At 53.3% G+C, this 18,262-nt stretch carries 11 protein-coding genes; 7 read left to right on the forward strand and 4 right to left on the reverse strand.

The window, feature by feature from the left end:
- Nucleotides 1-25: 25 nt before the first annotated feature.
- The 3 genes from DEV76_RS11190 to DEV76_RS11200 form a co-directional block, all read right to left on the reverse strand.
- The gene (locus DEV76_RS11190; RefSeq protein ID WP_109697989.1) at nt 26-2,389 is read right to left on the reverse strand and encodes an ABC transporter permease; all 2,364 of its coding nucleotides are present in this window, start codon (nt 2,387-2,389) and stop codon (nt 26-28) included.
- Nucleotides 2,390-2,528: 139 nt separating this feature from the next.
- On the reverse strand, nt 2,529-5,693 hold the full coding sequence (locus DEV76_RS11195) for an ABC transporter permease/M1 family aminopeptidase (RefSeq protein ID WP_109697990.1): 3,165 nt from the start codon (nt 5,691-5,693) through the stop codon (nt 2,529-2,531).
- Nucleotides 5,687-6,586 (reverse strand): ABC transporter ATP-binding protein, encoded by a 900-nt coding sequence (locus DEV76_RS11200; RefSeq protein ID WP_109697991.1) that lies wholly within the window; start codon nt 6,584-6,586, stop codon nt 5,687-5,689. The genes DEV76_RS11195 and DEV76_RS11200 overlap by 7 nt, the downstream gene beginning before the upstream one ends.
- 195 nt (nt 6,587-6,781) lie before the next feature.
- Here DEV76_RS11200 and DEV76_RS11205 point away from each other — a divergent pair, with 195 nt between their 5' ends.
- The 4 genes from DEV76_RS11205 (at nt 6,782) to DEV76_RS11220 (ending at nt 9,691) form a co-directional block, all read left to right on the forward strand.
- Nucleotides 6,782-8,278: a sensor histidine kinase gene (locus DEV76_RS11205; protein WP_109697992.1), complete on the forward strand. Its 1,497-nt coding sequence runs from the start codon at nt 6,782-6,784 to the stop codon at nt 8,276-8,278.
- Nucleotides 8,275-9,006 carry a LytR/AlgR family response regulator transcription factor gene (locus tag DEV76_RS11210; protein WP_109697993.1) on the forward strand — a complete coding sequence of 244 codons (732 nt, stop codon included), beginning with the start codon at nt 8,275-8,277 and terminating at the stop codon, nt 9,004-9,006. The genes DEV76_RS11205 and DEV76_RS11210 overlap by 4 nt, the downstream gene beginning before the upstream one ends.
- 100 nt (nt 9,007-9,106) lie before the next feature.
- Nucleotides 9,107-9,298, forward strand: a complete 192-nt coding sequence (locus DEV76_RS11215) for a hypothetical protein (protein WP_109697994.1) — start codon at nt 9,107-9,109, stop codon at nt 9,296-9,298.
- Nucleotides 9,299-9,319: 21 nt separating this feature from the next.
- A complete protein-coding gene (locus DEV76_RS11220) occupies nt 9,320-9,691 on the forward strand; it encodes a hypothetical protein (protein WP_157962832.1) in 372 nt (123 codons plus the stop codon).
- Nucleotides 9,692-9,842: 151 nt separating this feature from the next.
- On the opposite strand, the gene DEV76_RS11225 is transcribed toward DEV76_RS11220, so the two are convergent.
- The gene (locus DEV76_RS11225) at nt 9,843-15,020 is read right to left on the reverse strand and encodes an AAA domain-containing protein (RefSeq protein WP_109697996.1); all 5,178 of its coding nucleotides are present in this window, start codon (nt 15,018-15,020) and stop codon (nt 9,843-9,845) included.
- A gap of 185 nt (nt 15,021-15,205) precedes the next feature.
- Between DEV76_RS11225 and DEV76_RS11230 the strand changes: the two genes are divergently transcribed.
- Genes DEV76_RS11230 through DEV76_RS11240 form a run of 3 tightly spaced genes read left to right on the forward strand, consistent with a single transcriptional unit; the run spans nt 15,206 to nt 18,257 of the window.
- A complete protein-coding gene (locus DEV76_RS11230; RefSeq protein ID WP_109697997.1) occupies nt 15,206-17,374 on the forward strand; it encodes a TonB-dependent receptor in 2,169 nt (722 codons plus the stop codon).
- Between the two features lie 13 nt (nt 17,375-17,387).
- Nucleotides 17,388-18,008: a hypothetical protein gene (locus tag DEV76_RS11235; protein WP_109697998.1), complete on the forward strand. Its 621-nt coding sequence runs from the start codon at nt 17,388-17,390 to the stop codon at nt 18,006-18,008.
- 48 nt (nt 18,009-18,056) lie between these two features.
- Nucleotides 18,057-18,257, forward strand: a complete 201-nt coding sequence (locus DEV76_RS11240; RefSeq protein ID WP_109697999.1) for a hypothetical protein — start codon at nt 18,057-18,059, stop codon at nt 18,255-18,257.
- The last annotated feature ends 5 nt before the right edge of the window (nt 18,258-18,262 follow it).

Raw genomic sequence — 18,262 nt, forward strand, 5'->3', positions numbered from 1 at the left:
AATGCCACGCTGATTTACATTCTTCTTACTCTTTCAACTGCCGAACCGGATTCGCAAGGGCCGCGGAAATAGTTTGCCATGCAATAGTGACCAGGGTTACCCCAAGCATACAGGCGCCTGCCAGTAACAATAAGCCGGGCTGCATATCGATCCGGTAAGCGAAGCCTTCCAGCCAGCGTTCCATCAGTATCCATGCGATGGGCAGTGCCAGCAGAACAGCTACGCCCACAGGCCTCAGGGCATCCCGCACCAGCAGGAGCATCAGCTGCCAGGCTTTCGCACCCAGCACTTTGCGGATCCCCATTTCTTTGCCACGGCGCTCAGCCGTAAAGGCGGTCAAACCAAATAAACCAAGACAGGATATTAAAACCGCCAGCATGGTAAAGTACTCCGACAGCCGCGCTGCCCTGTTCTCAGCCAGGTATTGCGCTTCATAATCTGCATCCAGGAAGCTGTATTCGAAAGGCAGCTGGGGATTCCAGCGCCTGAATAGTGTAGTTATGTGAGAAAGCGTGGCTTTGTTATTCCCCGGCGCCAGCCGAACCATAATAGTATTATACAGCGGTTCCAGGCGGATCACTACAGGTTGTATGGTTTCATGCAACGACTGGAAATGAAAATCCTTCACTACACCGGCCACTTCTACAGTCCTGGCGCCAAAAATAATTTTGGTACCTGAAGGTGCACTCAGGCCCAGGGCTTTCACGGCAGCTTCGTTCAGGATAATGCGGCCGGTATCTGTCGGGAAAGCGGCGGAAAAACTACGTCCTTCCTTCATTTGCATGCCCAATGTTTCGAGTAGTCCGTTTGAAACCTGCATAGAGCGGAACATTACCGTATTCTTCTGCGCATCCGTTACACCGATAGAGGCTGCTCCTCCCAGCACGTGCCCTACAACCCCGCCTGCATTCACCACACCAGGCGTGCGCCGCAGTTCGGCAAGGAAAGCCTCTTTATGTGCGGCAATACCTCCTTCAGCTTCAAAATGTATCACCTGTTCCCGGTTGAAGCCGGGGTAACGGTGTTGTACGTACGATAACTGCCGGTGCATCACCAGCACGCCCACTATAAATAAAACAGACAACGAAAACTGGAATACCACCAGTGCCCGGCGTGCCCATTGTCCGCCTGCCATTCCGGGCAGCTTACCTTTCAGCACTGCCACCGGATCGAAGCCCGACATATACAGCGCCGGGTAACTTCCGGCCAGCAATCCCGTTACGAGAGCGATTGCCGGCAGCATAAGCAGCACCCTGGTATCAGCAGGGAAGGAGAGTTGTTTTCCCGTGAGGGTATTGAATGATGGAAGTAACAGGAATACGATTAACAAGGCAATACACAGTGCGAGGAAGCTCATCATCACCGATTCCCCCAGAAACTGAAATGCCAGCGTGTGCCTGCCTGCACCCATCGATTTGCGGATTCCCATTTCCTTCATACGCGTAGCAGAACGCGCCGTGGAAAGGTTCATGAAGTTGATACAGGCAATGAGGAGGATGAAGATGGCAATGCCGGTAAAAAGCCGCAGGTAAGTGATGCGGCCACCGGATTGTATCCCGTTTTCGTATTGATCAAAAAGATAACCATCCGCAAACGGACGGAGGAACATGTTCCGCGCCGTACCCTGACTGTTCCCCTGAAGCATCCTGCTGATATCCTTATTCAGCGCAGGGATGGATACTCCGGGAGCTGTGCGTACATATGTAAGGAACGGACCATTACTGTTGCTGCTGTTCAGCGTGCCGGTGATCTGCATGATGGTTTTAAAAGCATCAAAAGCAAACACCACATCGAAATGACTGGAGGCCGGTGCTGCAGGCTGACCGAACACCCCTGAGATCACGCTTTTCCTTTTTGTATCATCGATCTGCCATTCCAGTGTTTTACCCATAGCCCCTTCGGGCGACTGATACAAGCTCACTGCCAGTTCCCGGGAAATAACCACACCATTGGCTCCATTGAGCGCAGAAGCGGCGGAACCTGCAAGGAAAGGGTAGGAGAAGAGCCGGAAGTAATCGCCGCTGGCAAAGATGCCCGGAGTTTTAAGCACTTTATCACCTGAAGACACCAGCACTTTTGAGAACCACGACGGTGGTGTACTAACCGCAGCCAGACTAATGCCGGGAACATTCGCTTTCAATGCCTCGGCCAGCAGGGCAGCGGTTTCCGGGGTTGTTCGAATGCCTTCACTATGCTGCCGGTGCTCCATTACCTGGAACAGCTGGCTTTGCTGGTCGTGGAAGCGGTCGGTAGCCCATTCACCGGATACCCAGAGGAAGATCAGGATAGTTCCTGCCAGTCCTGCCGAAAGCCCGGTAAGGTTGAGCCAGGTAAACAGGCGGTGCTTCAGGAGGTTGCGCCAGGCAATTTTTAGGTAGTTCCGCAGCATAAAGGAAGTATTAAGCAAATGGCATCCCGCGAAAGGGATGCCACAATATCATGCATTGCTTCCAAAATATATACGTATAATCATTTAAGTTATGTGTCCGGTATTGTACAGGTAGTTGTCCGGATTATGACAGGTGATGTTACTGAGAGTCGTACTTCCGGAACCAGCGGTCGAGCAAGTCTTTTTCTTTTATGGATGCATCCTTTTCCCAGATCTCCATCAGCATACCGGCATTGGGTTTGGAATAGGGCGGCGTGTGCAACCGCATCAGCTCCCGCATACCTGCATTCACCCGGGCTTCTCCCATTACCAGTGTCAGCGAATCCATGGCGAGGGCGCCTTTCTGATACGATACCCAGAACTGGTCTGCTGGTTTAATAAGGGGGAGGTCGTTCCCGCTGCGCATACCGAGATAGAGCTTCCTGTCTGCCGCAAGGTACTGGAGGTGTTTTGCGCGGCCGTAGCCCTGTTCCAGTACACGCCCTTCAATATGTTTGGCCATTGTTTCCGTGAGGAATTTATAGGAGGAATCACTACGCGGCGTCAGGAGATCAGCCCACCATTGGTGTGCGGTTTCGTGGGCGGCAGTGGTGAAGGCGAAGTTCACTTTCGCCGTATCACGGTAATCGGCCGTGAACAGGACCTGCTCTTTGGCAAACATTAATCCCGGATAGGCTGTAGCGGCGCCGGGGTAGTGGGGGATTTCAGCCATCACCAGTGTAGCATTGGGATACGGCGCGTAATTGGTTTCGCAATAATCCATTGACGCACGCATGCCTTCCAGAATGGCAGACAGGTTGGCGGTATGGGCAGGATGATAATACACTTTCAGATCACGACCTTTATGCTGCAGCGTTTTCACTGCATATCGGGCCGAGCTGATGGCGAGCCCTTCCGTAGCCAGACCTTCCGTTTCATACCGGAAATGCGCCTCTCCATCCGCCTTCCAGCTGCGGATGAGCTCCCCGGGAGCCAGGGCTGTCTGGTCTTCAGCCGTAGTAATGGTTGTGCGGTAATGAATGAGATGGTATTGACTGTCGGGCATGGAAAAAACAGTTACTTCCGGCAGCTGTGCCTCAGCCCTTGCATTGCCCCCTTCCAGTGCATAACCTGCATTGTAACCAAAATAGGGAAGGTACTTACCGAACTCAATGTAACTGCCATTCCGCGCCACAGCATGCTCACTGTTAAACTTAACAAACCCAGAACGGTCTGCCTCCAGATGGAATGCCACACGCATGGAATCTCCCGGCTGAAGGGGCTTTGCCAGCAGGTGCCGTATTACCTGGAAGCGGGCGTTATCTTCAATCACCTTTGCATTTGAAATAATAAGATCCCATTGCTGTACTTCCGGACTCACCCCGGTTAGCAGGGTATCAATAACCGCTGTGGAATTGTTGCGGATGATGTATTCCCCATCTACCGAATATTTCCCGGAATTCGGAAACAGGTGGATGTGGGTAGTGACGGCGGTGATATCAGGTGTATGTTCCGGTGCGAGGGGAAGGAAGGTTTTCTCATAGCCGATACTCCATTTGTCGGAGGCATCATTACTGGTATAGTGCCCGTCTGTATGCATCCGCTTGTATATGTAGCCACCGGTGGATAGGAAAACCAGTACACATGCCGGTAAGGCAATTAATGCAGCGGGTTTCCATCCCGATAACAATCCTTTCAGGCCCTGCTGCCAGGCCTTTATGGTCAGTATTGCCATTACGGCAGCCAGTGATCCCCAATACAACATCTTCCATCCAAATACCAGCGCTATACGCCCAAACCCATCCATGTCCGACCATTTGAAATCAGGTGGCAGGGCATAGCGTAACATCGGATGCTCCGTACCGAAGCGTGATCCGAATAATACGGGCAATATCACGGCAAAACACACCAGCATACCGGCGAATTTGTGTCTTACAATGGTGAGGATAAATACGGCCAGTACGCCATGCAGGGCAAGGGGAAATGCCGTGTACCAGTATAATGAGGCAAAAACACCCCATTGCAGCGGTAAGTCACTATAAACTGATTGAATCACTATGCCGATGAAGATATTTACGGTCACCAGCACCACAGCCATCACGGCCAGGGCGCCACATTTACCCGCCCAAAGTAATGCGGGTGGTAAGGGGGTGCTTTGAATGATACCATCTATCCGGTAACTGCGTTCACTGAATACCAGCTCGGCGGCGTAGAAAATAATGAGCAATATGGCGGGGCGTACGGCCATCAGGTCCTGCACGATTTGCCCGGTTCCGGCGAGAGACCGGATACCGTACATGCCTGAAAACAGGGAGCCCTGCAGTTCCACGGTCATGAGGAAAGTCCATAATGCGAGTAACAGGAGAAAAGGTACATGCAAACACACAGCTTTTACTTCCAGCTTTAACCGGGCGCCGAATGCTGAAAGGAGGTACGGTAAACCGGATGTTTGCGTATATACGGTAGCGTAATGAACGGGGATCACATCCTTTTCTTTTACTACCTTTTCTTTAGTAGCTGCAGGAGCCGTATTAAGCCGGAAGGCGCGGTAGCATAGCAGCAGTATCCCTGTGGCCAGCAATGCCCAGACAGAGCGGTTAAGGAGCAGCGTGCCGGTGAGGGGGAAGAGCTGCGTATTCCGCTGCGCGTCGGTCCAGTTACGGGTGCCGCCAAAGAAGGGGGCAAGCCCGTAAGGGTCTGTGAGTGCGGGGAGGATTCCCTGTCCATCGCCGGTGGAGCTGGCCAGCAGGGGCGATCCGCCCATAATGGAAGCCGCAAGGTAGAGGATGTACAAGAGTACGCCCCCTGCATATACCGCCTTCGCATTCCAGCTGCGCATGGCAATACTGAAAAGGATTACACAGGTAAACAGCACGTTGGGCAAACCGAACACCAGCAAAGGGTGCAGGTAATTTTGCAATTGGAAAGCCCCGCGGTAAGCATTGCCCAGTGTCATACTGCCAGCCCATATACCAATTGTGGCGAGGCATAACAGGCTAAACACTGCCACAAAAAGTCCCGCGAATTTAATCCCGAAATACTGCGCTTTGCGGACAGGCGTTGCAAAGATGAGCGCATCCATCCGGTAAGCTTTATCCCGCAGGAGCGGACCGGCACTGAAAACAGTGGCGGCGAAGATGCTGCAGAGCGATAACAGGCTTACCACTACAGTAATAGCATACGGTGAATTGCGTAGTACCCCGTCGCCCCCGAAATTACCGCGTACCGTAACAAGCCCCAGCCCAAAGAAAGCTGCCGCTGCCAGCCACCAGGCAATTTGCCGGAAGTGATATCCGGTTTCGAAAGTGAGTAGTTTAGTTAGCATACCACCGCCTCCTTTTCCGGGCGCATGGCTCCGTCCAGTGCTGCGAAATAGACCATCTCCAGTCCGGGTGCAATCGGTTCAAAACCTTGTCCGGGTTCCGTATCAGATAATACGAATACCTGTTTCCGGCCTGCGGAAAGCCTTACGGATATTACGTTCCATGCCTGCTGGTGCGCCGCTACGGCGTTGTTTTCTACCGTTTTGCGCCAGAGCCTTCCACGGAGGGAATCCGTCAGCTCAGCGGGTTTGCCGCGGAGGATGATACTGCCTCCGGAGAGGATCGCCATATCCGGACAAAGGTCATGCACATCTTCCACGATGTGGGTGCTCAGTATCACTACAATGTTTTCCCCCACTTCGCAGAGCAGGTCGTGAAAGCGGTTACGTTCCAGCGGATCGAGGCCTGCGGTAGGCTCATCAGCAATCACAAGCTGGGGATTACCCAGTAATGCCTGCGCAATTCCGAAGCGCTGCCGCATACCACCGGAAAAGGTGCTTACAGATTGCTTGCGGACGTGGTAGAGGTGCGTTTGCTGCAGCAGGGAATCCACCTGTTCGCGGCGTTCTCCGGCATGGGTAATGCCTTTCAGCACGGCGAGGTGATGGAGGAGGGAGAGGGCGGAGGTGCGGGGATATACGCCAAAATCCTGCGGGAGGTAGCCGAGGCGGCTGCGGAGGAATGCCGGCTGGCGGAGGATATCGGTACCATCGAGCAGTATCTGTCCTGCATCTGGCGGTTGCAGTGTGGCGATGGTGCGCATTAAGGTGGATTTACCGGCACCATTCGGACCAAGCAGGCCGAACATGCCGTTGGAAATGGAAAGCGATATTCCGTTCAGCGCGGTAACCGTGCCATATCGTTTGGTAAGCTGGTGAATCTGGAGGCGGGACATATCAGTCGTTTTTAATGTACCAGTAAATTATCCGCTTCCTTTCCGGCAGAAAATTGAATATGCCGAACACATCAGCGCACATGACGAAGGGTATATATTCCGGGATTTTATGGAAGCCTTTCTTTCGTCATCAAAACCAGTGCGTTCGTCATTATCTTTTGCCCAACATCCTGAGATTGATTTCTTTTAACAGGCATGATAGAAACAGCACAACCGGAAAACGGACTGATAAATATGCGGCGGCTGGAGTACTGCCTGCTGGCCGGGTGGGTTGCCTGGGTGGCAGCCATTTATACACTGGAAGCACCCGGCGGCCGTTGGGGAATGTATTTCCTGCTAATCGCACTGGTGGCTCTGAGCCAGTTACCTGTCATCATATATATTCAGCTGCGGAGCATCTTCGCATCACGCAGCCCGTGGCAACAGGTATTGATATGGTTACTTTTGCTGCCTGCGGCACTGTTCAGTCTGGCTTTGGGCATGGAAAGCCTCCACATCCCCGGGGTTCTGAACGGGTGTTTCGTTATCGCGGCTATTGGAACCATGGTGCTGGAAGTGGTCGTATTACTTCATACCCTCGCACGACGAAAGGCGGGGCATACCCGCTGGTTCAGGCGCATCAGTCTCGAAAAGGCCCTGATGTTTACCATTGCCCTGATTGCGGTAACGCTGGCGGCAATGGCCGTGTCCAGCATGGATAATCCGAAGTACCACGAAACGGGCTTTCTGCTGATAGGGTTCGAGTTCAGTCTTCCGGCGATCATCCGCCATTGGTGGACCTTCATTTCCTTCGCCCTGCAGTTCACTTTCATGTACGCCTGCGGGTACCTCTTCTTCTTAATCAACAGCCGCATACTGGTGGCGCAGGTGTTACGCAGATATGGTATCGTGTTTTATGCCGGAGGGCTCCTGGCAGTGGCGGGACTTTGCTACCCCATAGTAGCGCAACTGCTGCTGTGGCTGCCAATAAATCAAACGCTGGGAGGTATCTTCCATTCCAATCCCTTTGTGATGGAAAACGCATTCGCAGCCATCATGATTATGCTGATCAGTTTACCGTTGGTAGTGGCCCTCCAATGGGGAAGGCAGAACAGTAAAATTGCAGCGTTGGAAAAAGAGAAAGCGCAGGCAGAGCTGGATCTGCTGAAGCAACAGCTGAACCCCCACTTTTTCTTTAATACGCTGAATAACCTGTATGCCCTGAGCCTTACCCAATCCGGGAAAACACCGGATAGTATCCTGCGTCTGTCGGAGCTGATGCGGTATGTGATTTATAAAGGGAAAGAAGCAGAAGTGAAAGTGGTGGAAGAAGCGCAATACCTCGAAAACTACATCGCCCTGGAAGAGATCCGCCTGAAGCGGCTGGCCGATATCCGGTTTGAGCAGAATATCCGGTTTCCTGCACGTACCATTGCCCCGCTGTTGCTGGCAGTGCTGGTAGAGAATGCCTTCAAACACGGGGTGGAGCCTTCTGCTGAAGGGGCCATGTTGCATATACAGCTGTATATAGACGACCGGCAGCTCCGTTTCCGCTGTGAGAATTCCTTTGAACAGGGAGTGGAAAAAGTGCCCGGCATAGGCCTGGGTAACCTGCGGCGGCGACTGGGTTTGTTATACCCCGGACGGCATTCACTCCAAACCGGCGCAAAAAATCATACATTTATCGCGGAACTTATCATTGATTTTCCATGAGTTTGCAATGCCTCATAGTAGACGACGAGCCCCTTGCGCACGACGTTATCCTGCAATACGCCCGCGATGTTCCTTTCGTGGAGATCGTTGGGCAGTGCCATCTGGCTACGGAGGCGCTGGCTTTCTTGAACCAGCGTCCGGTAGACCTTATTTTCCTCGATATCCGTATGCCGCGGCTGAACGGACTGGATTTCCTGCGCACGCTGCAGCACCGCCCCCTTGTGATCATCACATCGGCATATGAAGAGCATGCGCTGGAGAGCTTCGAGCTGGAAGTGTGCGATTACTTATTAAAACCCTTCCGCTTTGACCGGTTCCTGAAAGCAGTGAACCGCGCACAGTCTATGTACAATATGCGGCAGCCGGGTGTGCATCATGTAACGATTACAGAACCGCAGGGTGTTGTAGTTACGGAAGCGCCGGGGCATCTTTTCATTAAAAGCGACCGCAAATGGGTGCAGGTGGAGCTGGAGCAGGTGCAGTACCTGGAAAGCCTCGGCAACTACGTGAAAGTCTGGGAAGCGGAGCGTTTCCTGCTCACCCCGCGCACACTGCAGAGCTTCGAAGAGCAATTGCCGCAGGAAAACTTCGTCCGTATCCATAAATCTTTCATTCTCAACCGCCGCTATGTTCGCGCCATCGAAGGCAACATCATTCACCTGAAATCCGGAAAGCAATTACCCCTTGGTAAGAATTATAAGCATGTGGTGAAGGAGTTGTTACAATAGCAATTTATCCTGAAATCCGTTAAACAATTCCTGTATTGGAAGAACTTTACGCATCTGGTGAAGGAGTTGTAGCAATAGCGTATCTTTAATAGCATTACCTATGGATATAATCCTCGAAATACTGGCAGAAGTATTGATCCTCACGATCTTTCAATGTCCCGGCGCATTTATCCGTTGGGTGGTGACAGGTTGCAGGCGACCGTTCAAAGAAGTGCTGGCCGATGATAGCTACATTAATGGGACGATTGGATTAGTTGTGATTGCATCCCTAATTGCCTGGATAGTTTTATAATTCCATTACATATTAACACCTATGAAAACTTACCTGTCTTTCTTTACCCTCATCTTGTTATTACTTTGTATCAGTCCCCGCTCAAGTGCCTGCGATTGCCTCATGAAACCCGTAACCGTGAATGCGGATGAAAGTAAGTATGTGCTGATAGTCCATGTTACGAAAACGGAAGATGAAGCAGAAGGATATTACAAAGGTAGCAAAGCCACTGTGTCCGTAAGTGAAGTTTTGAAAGGAGATGTAAAGAAAGGGGAGGTGCTGGCTTTTAAAGACAAAGATTTATCTAATTGTACCTTCCTTTTTGAGGCAGGTAAATCCTACCTGTTATTTGCTTACCGGCAAGGAGATAAATACACCGTTTATCGCTGTACGCACTCCGATGAGTTGGTTTAGCCTGTCTAAATAAAGTAGCCATTTCCCGGATTCAACATTCCACCAATCTATACTGAACTTATCATGAAACCGGGGTGAAGTAAAGAAAAACCGGCCGGGAAAGGTACGTTATGCTCCTTATCCCGGCCGGCGATGTATGAAATGAACTGTATTAATTGGCAGACATATCCCTCCAGCCAGCTGCTTTTTTCTCAGCAATGGCCTTTTCCTTCTCTTTTTCCGCATCCGGTTCGTTGATGCAGGTCTTCACCTCAATCTGGCCTTTTGTGCCCGATTTACCATGCCGGATGAAGATTTTAGCACCCGAGGCATTGATCTCCCAGAACTTCTCCTGTTTGCCTTCGCCACTCAGCAGGCGAACGGTGCCTTCGGGTAATGCGTCTTCTTTTAAGGGGGAATTGCCGTTAACGGTGGCTTGTTTACCAAGGCGTTTCAGGATGTCTTCCGTTACTTTTTCCGGTTCGGAGAGCCAGTCTTTCGCGTAAACGGTCATAGTACGCCAGCCGAAGGTTTCCATCACCGCGGGGCGCTGGTAGTATTGTTCGAGCACATTATCGTGCTGGTACCAGGCTTCATCATCCACCTGAATACCCAGGGCATACTGCACATCATCCGGTCGCGCCTTCACTGCCAGCGAGCAACGGAAGCCGCTCTGGCCTACCTGTTCGGTAACGGTGAGCCCTTCCTTCTCCAAGGCCTCCCGGATCTCCTGCAGCACCACGGTATCCCCACTCCGGAAGCGGCCTTCGGGGCGGGCGGTGGTTAAGCCATCAAGGACAGTACGCGCCTGTTTCATATTGCCCGTGCTCACCTGCTCGGCATATTGCAGGAACCTCGACAGGAAATTGGCACCGGGATTATAGAGATTGGTGATCTGCGAATGACGGATGGTACTCACGATAGCCATATGCCTCCGCGCCCGGCTGAAGATCACGTTCAACCGTTTCTCACCCCCTTTTTTATTGATAGGCCCGAAGTGCATGGACATTTTGCCCCTGGCATCCGGCGCATAGCATACGCTGAGGATGATGATATCGCGCTCATCGCCCTGCACGTTCTCGAGGTTCTTCACGAACAGTCCCGTAAACTGACCGTTTTCCGTACGGGCCACGGCTTCATCCAGGAGATCGTCGAACGCAGGGTCCTGCTCGGCCAGCTTTTCCAGTGCGGCGTTTATAGCACCCTGCTGCTCCTGCGAGAAGGCAACGATGCCGATGCTGTCTTTCGTCTTTTTAGATAACAATTCCCGCACAAGGTGGGCGATATAGGTAGCTTCAGCGATGTTGCCGCGTTTGGCGTAAACACCCTGTGCAATATGGTGGAAACTGATACTCCGGTCGAACAGCGCTTTGATATTGAACATGGCGTCAGACGGTGCCGCCACACTAATGGGCTGGCGCTGCACGGCATGCTCGCTGCGGTCGGGGATCGTCAGCAATGCCGCATCGTAGAAGGCGTGGTTGCTGTAGCTAATAAGAGTTTCGAAATGACTGCGGTAGTGCCATCCTAACAGGTAACTGTTCATTTTACGGGCACCCTGTGTAAGGAGACTGTCGGCATCCGCGCTGAGCAATTCATCTTCCACCAAATCCGCTCCCAGATCATCTGGGTCGCCGGTGCGGGCGGAGAAGAAATCAGTAGGAGGCATCTGCTTTTCGTCGCCCACAATAATAGTTTGCGGAGCGCGGTACAAAGCAGGCACACCTTCTTCCAGCGTGATCTGCGAAGCTTCGTCAAATATAACGGCGTCAAAGAAAGGCTGATCCAGCGGGAAGGCATCGCTCACGCTCAGCGGGCTCATGAGCCAAACAGGCTTCAGATCCAGCAGCACCTTACCACTGGGGCGGGAACAGAGTTCGCGGATGCTTTTATAACGCATGGATTTAGAGAACTCATTTTCGAGGATGCGGCGGCCTTCCATATAGGTTTCATCCGTTTTCTGGCTGCGCTGCACATTATCGAGAAACTGGCGGCGGATGTTGGCACGGATGTAAGCCGCATTGAGCTGCAGCAGTTCGCTGTAACAATGCTTCACTGTGGCCACGGCCTGCTCCACTGCAGAAGCGCCTGCCTGTGCAAAGGCCTTATTAGAGCGGTACAACTGGCGGAGCGATTTACCTGCCATACCGGCTTCCAGCTCTCCCGGCGTCCAGGGCAGGCGGCGGAGGGCGGATTTGAAGTCGGCCGGCAGTGCTGTGTAATTACCCATCACCGGCAGCAGTTCTTCCAGCGCAGGAGCGTTGAGGCGGATGCTTTCCAGCAGGTCGGCCAGCTCACCGAAAGGCTGAGGGGCCGGGTCGGCAAGGGTTTGAGACAGCAGCGTTTCCAGCTTTAGCAGGGGTTCCTGCAAAGCAGCAAGGGTACGCACTGTATCTGAAGCCTGCGGATGATGCAGGAGGTATTGCAGTGATGGCTCGTTCAGTTTACTGCGGAGGCGCTCCACCGCGAGCCAGGTCATTTCTATCTGTGATATCTGGTAATCCGTTTCAAGGGCTTTCCGCGCCTGTGTGGCATTATGGACAGCCTCATACTCCGCGCGCAGCTGTTCTAAAACGGTTACTGCGGACGGGGGAACCGTGCGGGCGGAGAAGTCGTATTGTGTATTAAGCGCTTTCTTCAGTCTGCGCCATTGGCCGGAAAGGAAACGCCAGAACGAATCTTCGTACCTGCGCGCTATCTCTATCCCCGCAAGGGTATCTTCCACAGAAAACTTCTGATGCCAGCCGGTATTCTGCGCGGTGGCTTGTTCGGCCACTTTCTGCAGAGCCTTCACTTCCGCCAGCCGTCTTTCAAACGTAATGGCATCCGGATGCTGCGGGTCTACCAGCCGCAGGAGCCCTGCATTGGCTAAAGGCAATAATAATGTTGCCTGCAGCACCAATGCCTTCAGTTCATTCAGCTTACCGGCATGTTCCCGTGCAGATTCCAGCGTTTCCAGCAGGGCAATGCTGTTACCGGTGAGTTGTTTCAGCGTAGCGATTGGCTGGGGGGAAGAGAAGATACTTTCATGCACCCGGCTCAAAGGGTGACTGGCAAACACGGGTTCTGCACCGGTTTCCTCCAGCGCCTGTCCCAGTTGCTCCACCACATTCCCATACTGCAGCCATTGCAGGTAACCCGGCACTACTTCCTCCGTTTCCGCATCCGTAGCGGGGATCAACGGTTTCAGGGAAAGCAGCCGCTCTATGAGGGTACGCACCGGCACACCGGCAGAATCGGTTTCCCCGGCATGGGTGTCATGGAATTCCTGCAGCAGCTGCAACTGACGGCGCAGGTTATGTAATAATGCATCCCGCTTAACAGTGATGGAATGAAGATCGGTATCCGGCTTCAGGGCCGCTTCGTAACAGCCTTTCAGGTCTTTTATAAAAGCCCGTTTATCACCCTGACTGTCATGTATATACGAACAAAGCTCAGAAAGCCCCTGCTGCTGCAGGCGGTGAAACACCACATCGAGCGCAGCGCGCTTCTCGCATACAAACAGCACCTTTTTACCCCGCGCTACAAAATCTGCGATGAGGTTGGTGATGGTCTGGCTTTTACCGGTGCCCGGAGGGCCCTGGATGATATAGCTTTCTCCTTCGCGGGCCTGCAGGATGGCACGCGTCTGGGTAGGATCGGCCTGTATCACATGGAACCATTCTTCAGGAAGCGCGGGCAGTTCCGTTTCTTCCTGCAATGGCCGGGGTTGGTCACTGAAGAGATGATCGAACACGCCGTGGCGGTGGTGCTGCTCAATGGCGGCGTTATAGTCGCGCACGAGGCTCATCTTCTTGTAATTGAAATTCCCCAGCACCATCTGGCAGGTATCAAACTCCCAGCGGTAAGGGTTGGCTTCCGCTTCGGCCCACTCAAACAATTCCTTTTCCGTTACTTCATCTTTCTCAGGGGCAGGCTCCTGTGGCTTTGGCACTTCGGCACCAGCCGTCTTCTTCCGGTATTGTTCCGCAGTTTCCCTTGCTTCTTTGTAAATGAGGCGGATGCGTGGCTTGCGGAGGTATTGCAGCACAATTCCCCTGTTGGCACCTTCCACCTGGCGGCGGATGTGTTCGCAGAAGGTTTCCGGCGTCATCTCTTCGAGGTCCACGCTGTCGGGCAGCTCTATGCCGAAGAGTTCACGCAAACGGTTCGCCAGCACAGGGTTTACTTCTGCATTATTATCGGTAACGGTGAGTACGTATTGATCGCCACCGGTTTGTTTCTTCTTCTTCAATTCAACTGGCAGCAGTAAAAGCGGACTGTGAATGGTTTCCTGCGGATCTTCCGTGAGGTTATGCCATTTCAGGAATGCCACTACCAGCTTCAGTTGTGAGAAACCAAATTCCTGCACATCACGCTGCGCTTCCAGCCTGATCTTGTTGAGAACGGGCGGGAGGTAGGGATGATCTTCGAAGCGGAGATATTTATTCAGGGGCAGATCGCCCATGGCAATTACTTTGGCTTCGATATCACTGTTCCAGGTAAAAAGCAGTTCAGACCGGATGCTCTGGTGATGCAGTACCATGGGCACGCTGCCGAAGGTAAGGTTGGCGAAGCGGGAATTGGCTTTATAGAACAGCAGCCTGTTACGGCGGCTGATATCGAATAAACGGTTACGGAGTTTATGGAGGATGAACTGCTGCTTCTCACTCCGGTCGTGCGTAACCCATCCTGCCACCTGTGCCAGATCGGTTTGCTTTTCGGGATCAAAGTCGCGGTAGTTTTCGAGGCGGTGGATGGCTTCCTGCAGATCGCGGGTGCGCTGGCTGCGTTCCAGCTCCGTCATTTCCGTGATGAGGGTACCCAGGGCAGGGTGCAGGGCTTTATGGAGAAGAGGACGCTCCCGCTGGGCTACCAGCACGGGCAGGTTGAGCGGGTCGTAAAGGTCGAGTCCGAGGGCAAGGCTTGCCAGCACAAGTCCCAGGCAGAAGATGTCAGTCTGCTCATCATGATGCCCCAGCAGCATTTCGTAACTGCGGTATCCGGGGATGTAGGCGGCGTGGCGCAGGGGTTTATCCGTATCGGTATGAACCCGGAGGGATTCAGCGGCCTGTCCTTCCGGGAGCCTCACTTTATCGATCACCTCAAAATTAGGATTGTGCCCGTCGAACAGCGCCTGCACTTTCCCGGAGGCATCCAGTGGCGGATGTGCCGCGGAAGCATCGAGCAGGAGGGTCCGGGCGGTGGCGAGGATGGTGGTATCGTTGCCGAAAGGGGCCACCATGCCTTCGTTATGCAGGGCCTGCACATCGCGGAATAGCGGCAATACTGCCGCAATAACATCGTCGGTGGTGTATGGCCCGTGCTGAAAAGCAGTTTGCAGGAACTGCCGGAAAGAGATCGTCGTCAAAGTAAAAATTTAGCGCCTATGGCCGGGGGATTCAGTTTCCGGCCGCTCAAAAATACCCATTTCCCCCGTGTCAGAAAACCTAAAACGCCTGCATTTTCCGCCTCCATGTAAATTCTTTCGGCTTCGTTGCATCGCGTTGGGCCACGGTGGGCCGTCCGGCTAATTTGCATGAAAAAGAAACGGATATGAAAACGTTTTGCCTTTTATGCCTGACAGGGCTGTTAGCCACCTATAACGCCAACGCGCAGCAGATTATTGGCCGCGTGACAGACAAAAGCGGCCGTGGCCTCGAAGGGGCCAGCATATCCCTCATAGGTACGGCCGACGGCGCAACGGCAGACAGTACCGGCCGTTTCCGCTTCGGCACTGCTTCACATCCCCCTTACCGGCTGACCGTCAGCTACATCGGCTACAAAACCACCACAGCCGATGCCAGCGCCGGTTCGGAAATCAAAATCGTGATGGGTAAAGACCCATCTACTTTACAGCCGGTGGTCATCTCCGCAGGGGCCTTTTCCGCCGGGGATAAAAACAAAGGTGCAGTCATGACCGCCATGGATGTGGTATCCGTAGCCGGAAACGGGGGCGATGTGGCCAATGCGGCCCGCACGCTTCCCGGGGCACAGCAGATAGGTGAGCGCGAAGGCCTCTTTGTACGGGGAGGCGCCGGTTCAGAAACGCGCCAGTTTGTAGACGGAACCCTCGTTCCTTCTCCTTACTTCGCCTCCATGCCCGGCCTGCCGCAGTTTAACCGGATATCCTCACCTTTCCTGTTCGATGGGATCGTTTTCAGCACGGGAGGATACTCCGCCGCATACGGACAAGGCCTCAGCGGCGCACTCATCCTCGAAACGCAGGACCTCCCCGAGAAATCATCCGCCGTAATCGGTATTTCGCCCATGGTGGCGGTAGCAGGCGTGCAGAAGCTGGCTAAGAACGGGAGGAGCAGTCTGGGCCTCAGCACCCGCTACATGACCTGGCACTACTACGCCAAAGCAGTACCGCAAAATCCCGAATATGCCACCGGCCCGGCCTATTCCATCACCGAAGCCAATTACAGGCAGAGAACAGGTAAAACCGGCATGTTGAAGGTTTACGCCAACTTCGGATACCATCAGGCTGAACTGTACCGCGAAGACATTGACAGTGCGGCACTGCTCAACCGCTTTGCTTCTACAGACAGGAACCTCTACCTCAATATCAGCCACAGGAGCCGCCCCGGTAAAAACTACCGCCTCGATCTGGGAGCTGCACTCAACTACAACAGCGCCGATATCAGCCGCGGCATGGTAAACCGTGATAAAACCACCACCCATCCGGAAGGCCCCGTCTTCGCCGGTAAGTTCAGCGAGTACCGCAGCCGTGAACGCTCTTTACAGGGGAAAGCCGTACTCACCCGTTACTTCGAAGGCGGGCACCTGGTTCTGGCAGGTGCGGAAGCGCAGATCGGGGAGATGGATGAACTGTATGCAGGATTCGCGGAAGGTGAATGGCGCCTGCATCATGCAGTGGCACTCCGTACAGGGGCACGTTGGGAGTATAGCAGGCTTTCCGGTAAAGGGAACATAGCACCGCGTGTGAGCCTGGCCGTAAGAACCGGTACTTATTCCCAGATCAATGCCGCTTACGGTATTTACTACCAGCAGGCAGAAAGGCGCTGGCGGATGGAGGAACCCTCACTTCCGCAAGCCAAAGCATCGCATTACATCCTCAATTACACAAGGAAGGAAAACGGAAGGATCTTCAGGGCGGAAGGGTTCTACAAACAATACGACCGTCTCCTGAAAACATATCCTTCCACCAATATGAGCGGCAGCGGATATGCCAACGGACTGGAAATGTTCTGGCGGGATAAGAAGTCGGTTCCCAACTTCGATTACTGGATCAGCTACAGCTACCTCCATACCCGGCGCGATCATCTCGACTACCCGCTTCCGCTTCAACCTGATTTCGCAGCACCGCACACACTGTCGGTAGTAGCCAAACGGTTCTTCGAAAAGATAAGTACCAATGTAAACGTGTCGTGGTCCCTGGCGGCAGGGAGGCCCTACTACGATTTTACTCCTGACCATCAGATCCGCCAGCAGGGCACCACACGGGCGTATAACGTAGTGAACCTCGGCTTTGCACATATGCTGTCGCTCTTCCCGAAATGGAAGCAAAAAGACTTCACCGTAATTGCATCTGGCATCAACAATGTGCTGGGAACCAGGCAGGTGTTTGGTTATGATTTCAGCTACAACGGACAAACGAAATCACCCATCACACTACCGGCTACACGTAATTACTTCATCGGCATATTTATGAGTCTGGGCATCGACCGGACGGAAGATTACCTCAACGATAATTTGTAACAAAACCCATAACATGAAAAAGATCATCACACTGGCTGCTGCGCTCTTTGTACTGATTACAGCGCACGCACAAAGCTCCCCGCTCGAAGGGGCCGTATCCCAACTGAATGCCGCACAAACACTGGCAGCTTACCAGGAACTGGCGAACACTTTCCAGCGGCAGGCTTCGACAGACGCTAAATCTTGGCTGCCCCTGTACTACGCCGCCGTCTGCAACATGAAGCTCGCCTTCCTGCAAAAAGAAAAGGCCATGGCATTGAGCGCCATAGCCGAAGAGCAGATCGTTAAAGCAGAAGCCCTCGTGCCTGCAGGTAACACCAAAGACCTGGCCGAGATCTACACTGTGAAGAGCTTCATAGAACGCAGCAGGGTAGAGGCCGACCCTATGAGCAACGGGCGCAAGTACGGGCCCATAGCGGGTAAGTACCTCGCCAAAGCCCGGCAGCTGGACCCTCAGAACCCGCGCGCCCTGTACCTCGACGGTCACATCAAGTACCACACACCAGCGCTGTGGGGCGGTGATAAAGACAAAGCCAAAGCACTGTTCTCCGAAGCCATGCAGCATTTCAACCAGCCACCCGCATCCACTGTGGCGCCACAATGGGGCAAAGCCGACTGTCAGAAAATGTTGTAACCATTCACCGGGAGGGAGGCACGCCTTCCTCCCGTAATACGCCTTATCATGAAAGCATCTACCGAACGCAAAATCATCCGCTGGATTCATATCCTCTTCAGCATTCCCATCGTAGGATTCATTTACGGTCCTGTAGCTGAGCTGCCCGAAGCTGCCAATGCAGTGCGCTTCCTGTTCTTCCCGGCCATTGTACTTTCCGGCTTATGGCTGTGGAAAGGCGCATGGATTAAAAAACACTTGTTAAATTAGCAGCC

The organism is Chitinophaga deserti (assembly GCF_003149455.1).
Lineage (GTDB): Bacteria > Bacteroidota > Bacteroidia > Chitinophagales > Chitinophagaceae > Chitinophaga > Chitinophaga deserti.

Excerpts from the sequence above, each read along its gene's own strand:
- DEV76_RS11220 (WP_157962832.1), top strand. The coding sequence starts at position 9,320 with ATGAAAACTTACCTGTCTTTCTTTACCCTCATCTTGTTATTACTTTGT.
- DEV76_RS11235 (WP_109697998.1), top strand. The coding sequence starts at position 17,388 with ATGAAAAAGATCATCACACTGGCTGCTGCGCTCTTTGTACTGATTACA.
- DEV76_RS11240 (WP_109697999.1), top strand. The coding sequence starts at position 18,057 with ATGAAAGCATCTACCGAACGCAAAATCATCCGCTGGATTCATATCCTC.
- DEV76_RS11210 (WP_109697993.1), top strand. The coding sequence starts at position 8,275 with ATGAGTTTGCAATGCCTCATAGTAGACGACGAGCCCCTTGCGCACGAC.
- DEV76_RS11205 (WP_109697992.1), top strand. The coding sequence starts at position 6,782 with ATGATAGAAACAGCACAACCGGAAAACGGACTGATAAATATGCGGCGG.
- DEV76_RS11190 (WP_109697989.1), bottom strand. The coding sequence starts at position 2,389 with ATGCTGCGGAACTACCTAAAAATTGCCTGGCGCAACCTCCTGAAGCAC.
- DEV76_RS11215 (WP_109697994.1), top strand. The coding sequence starts at position 9,107 with ATGGATATAATCCTCGAAATACTGGCAGAAGTATTGATCCTCACGATC.
- DEV76_RS11200 (WP_109697991.1), bottom strand. The coding sequence starts at position 6,586 with ATGTCCCGCCTCCAGATTCACCAGCTTACCAAACGATATGGCACGGTT.
- DEV76_RS11230 (WP_109697997.1), top strand. The coding sequence starts at position 15,206 with ATGAAAACGTTTTGCCTTTTATGCCTGACAGGGCTGTTAGCCACCTAT.
- DEV76_RS11195 (WP_109697990.1), bottom strand. The coding sequence starts at position 5,693 with ATGCTAACTAAACTACTCACTTTCGAAACCGGATATCACTTCCGGCAA.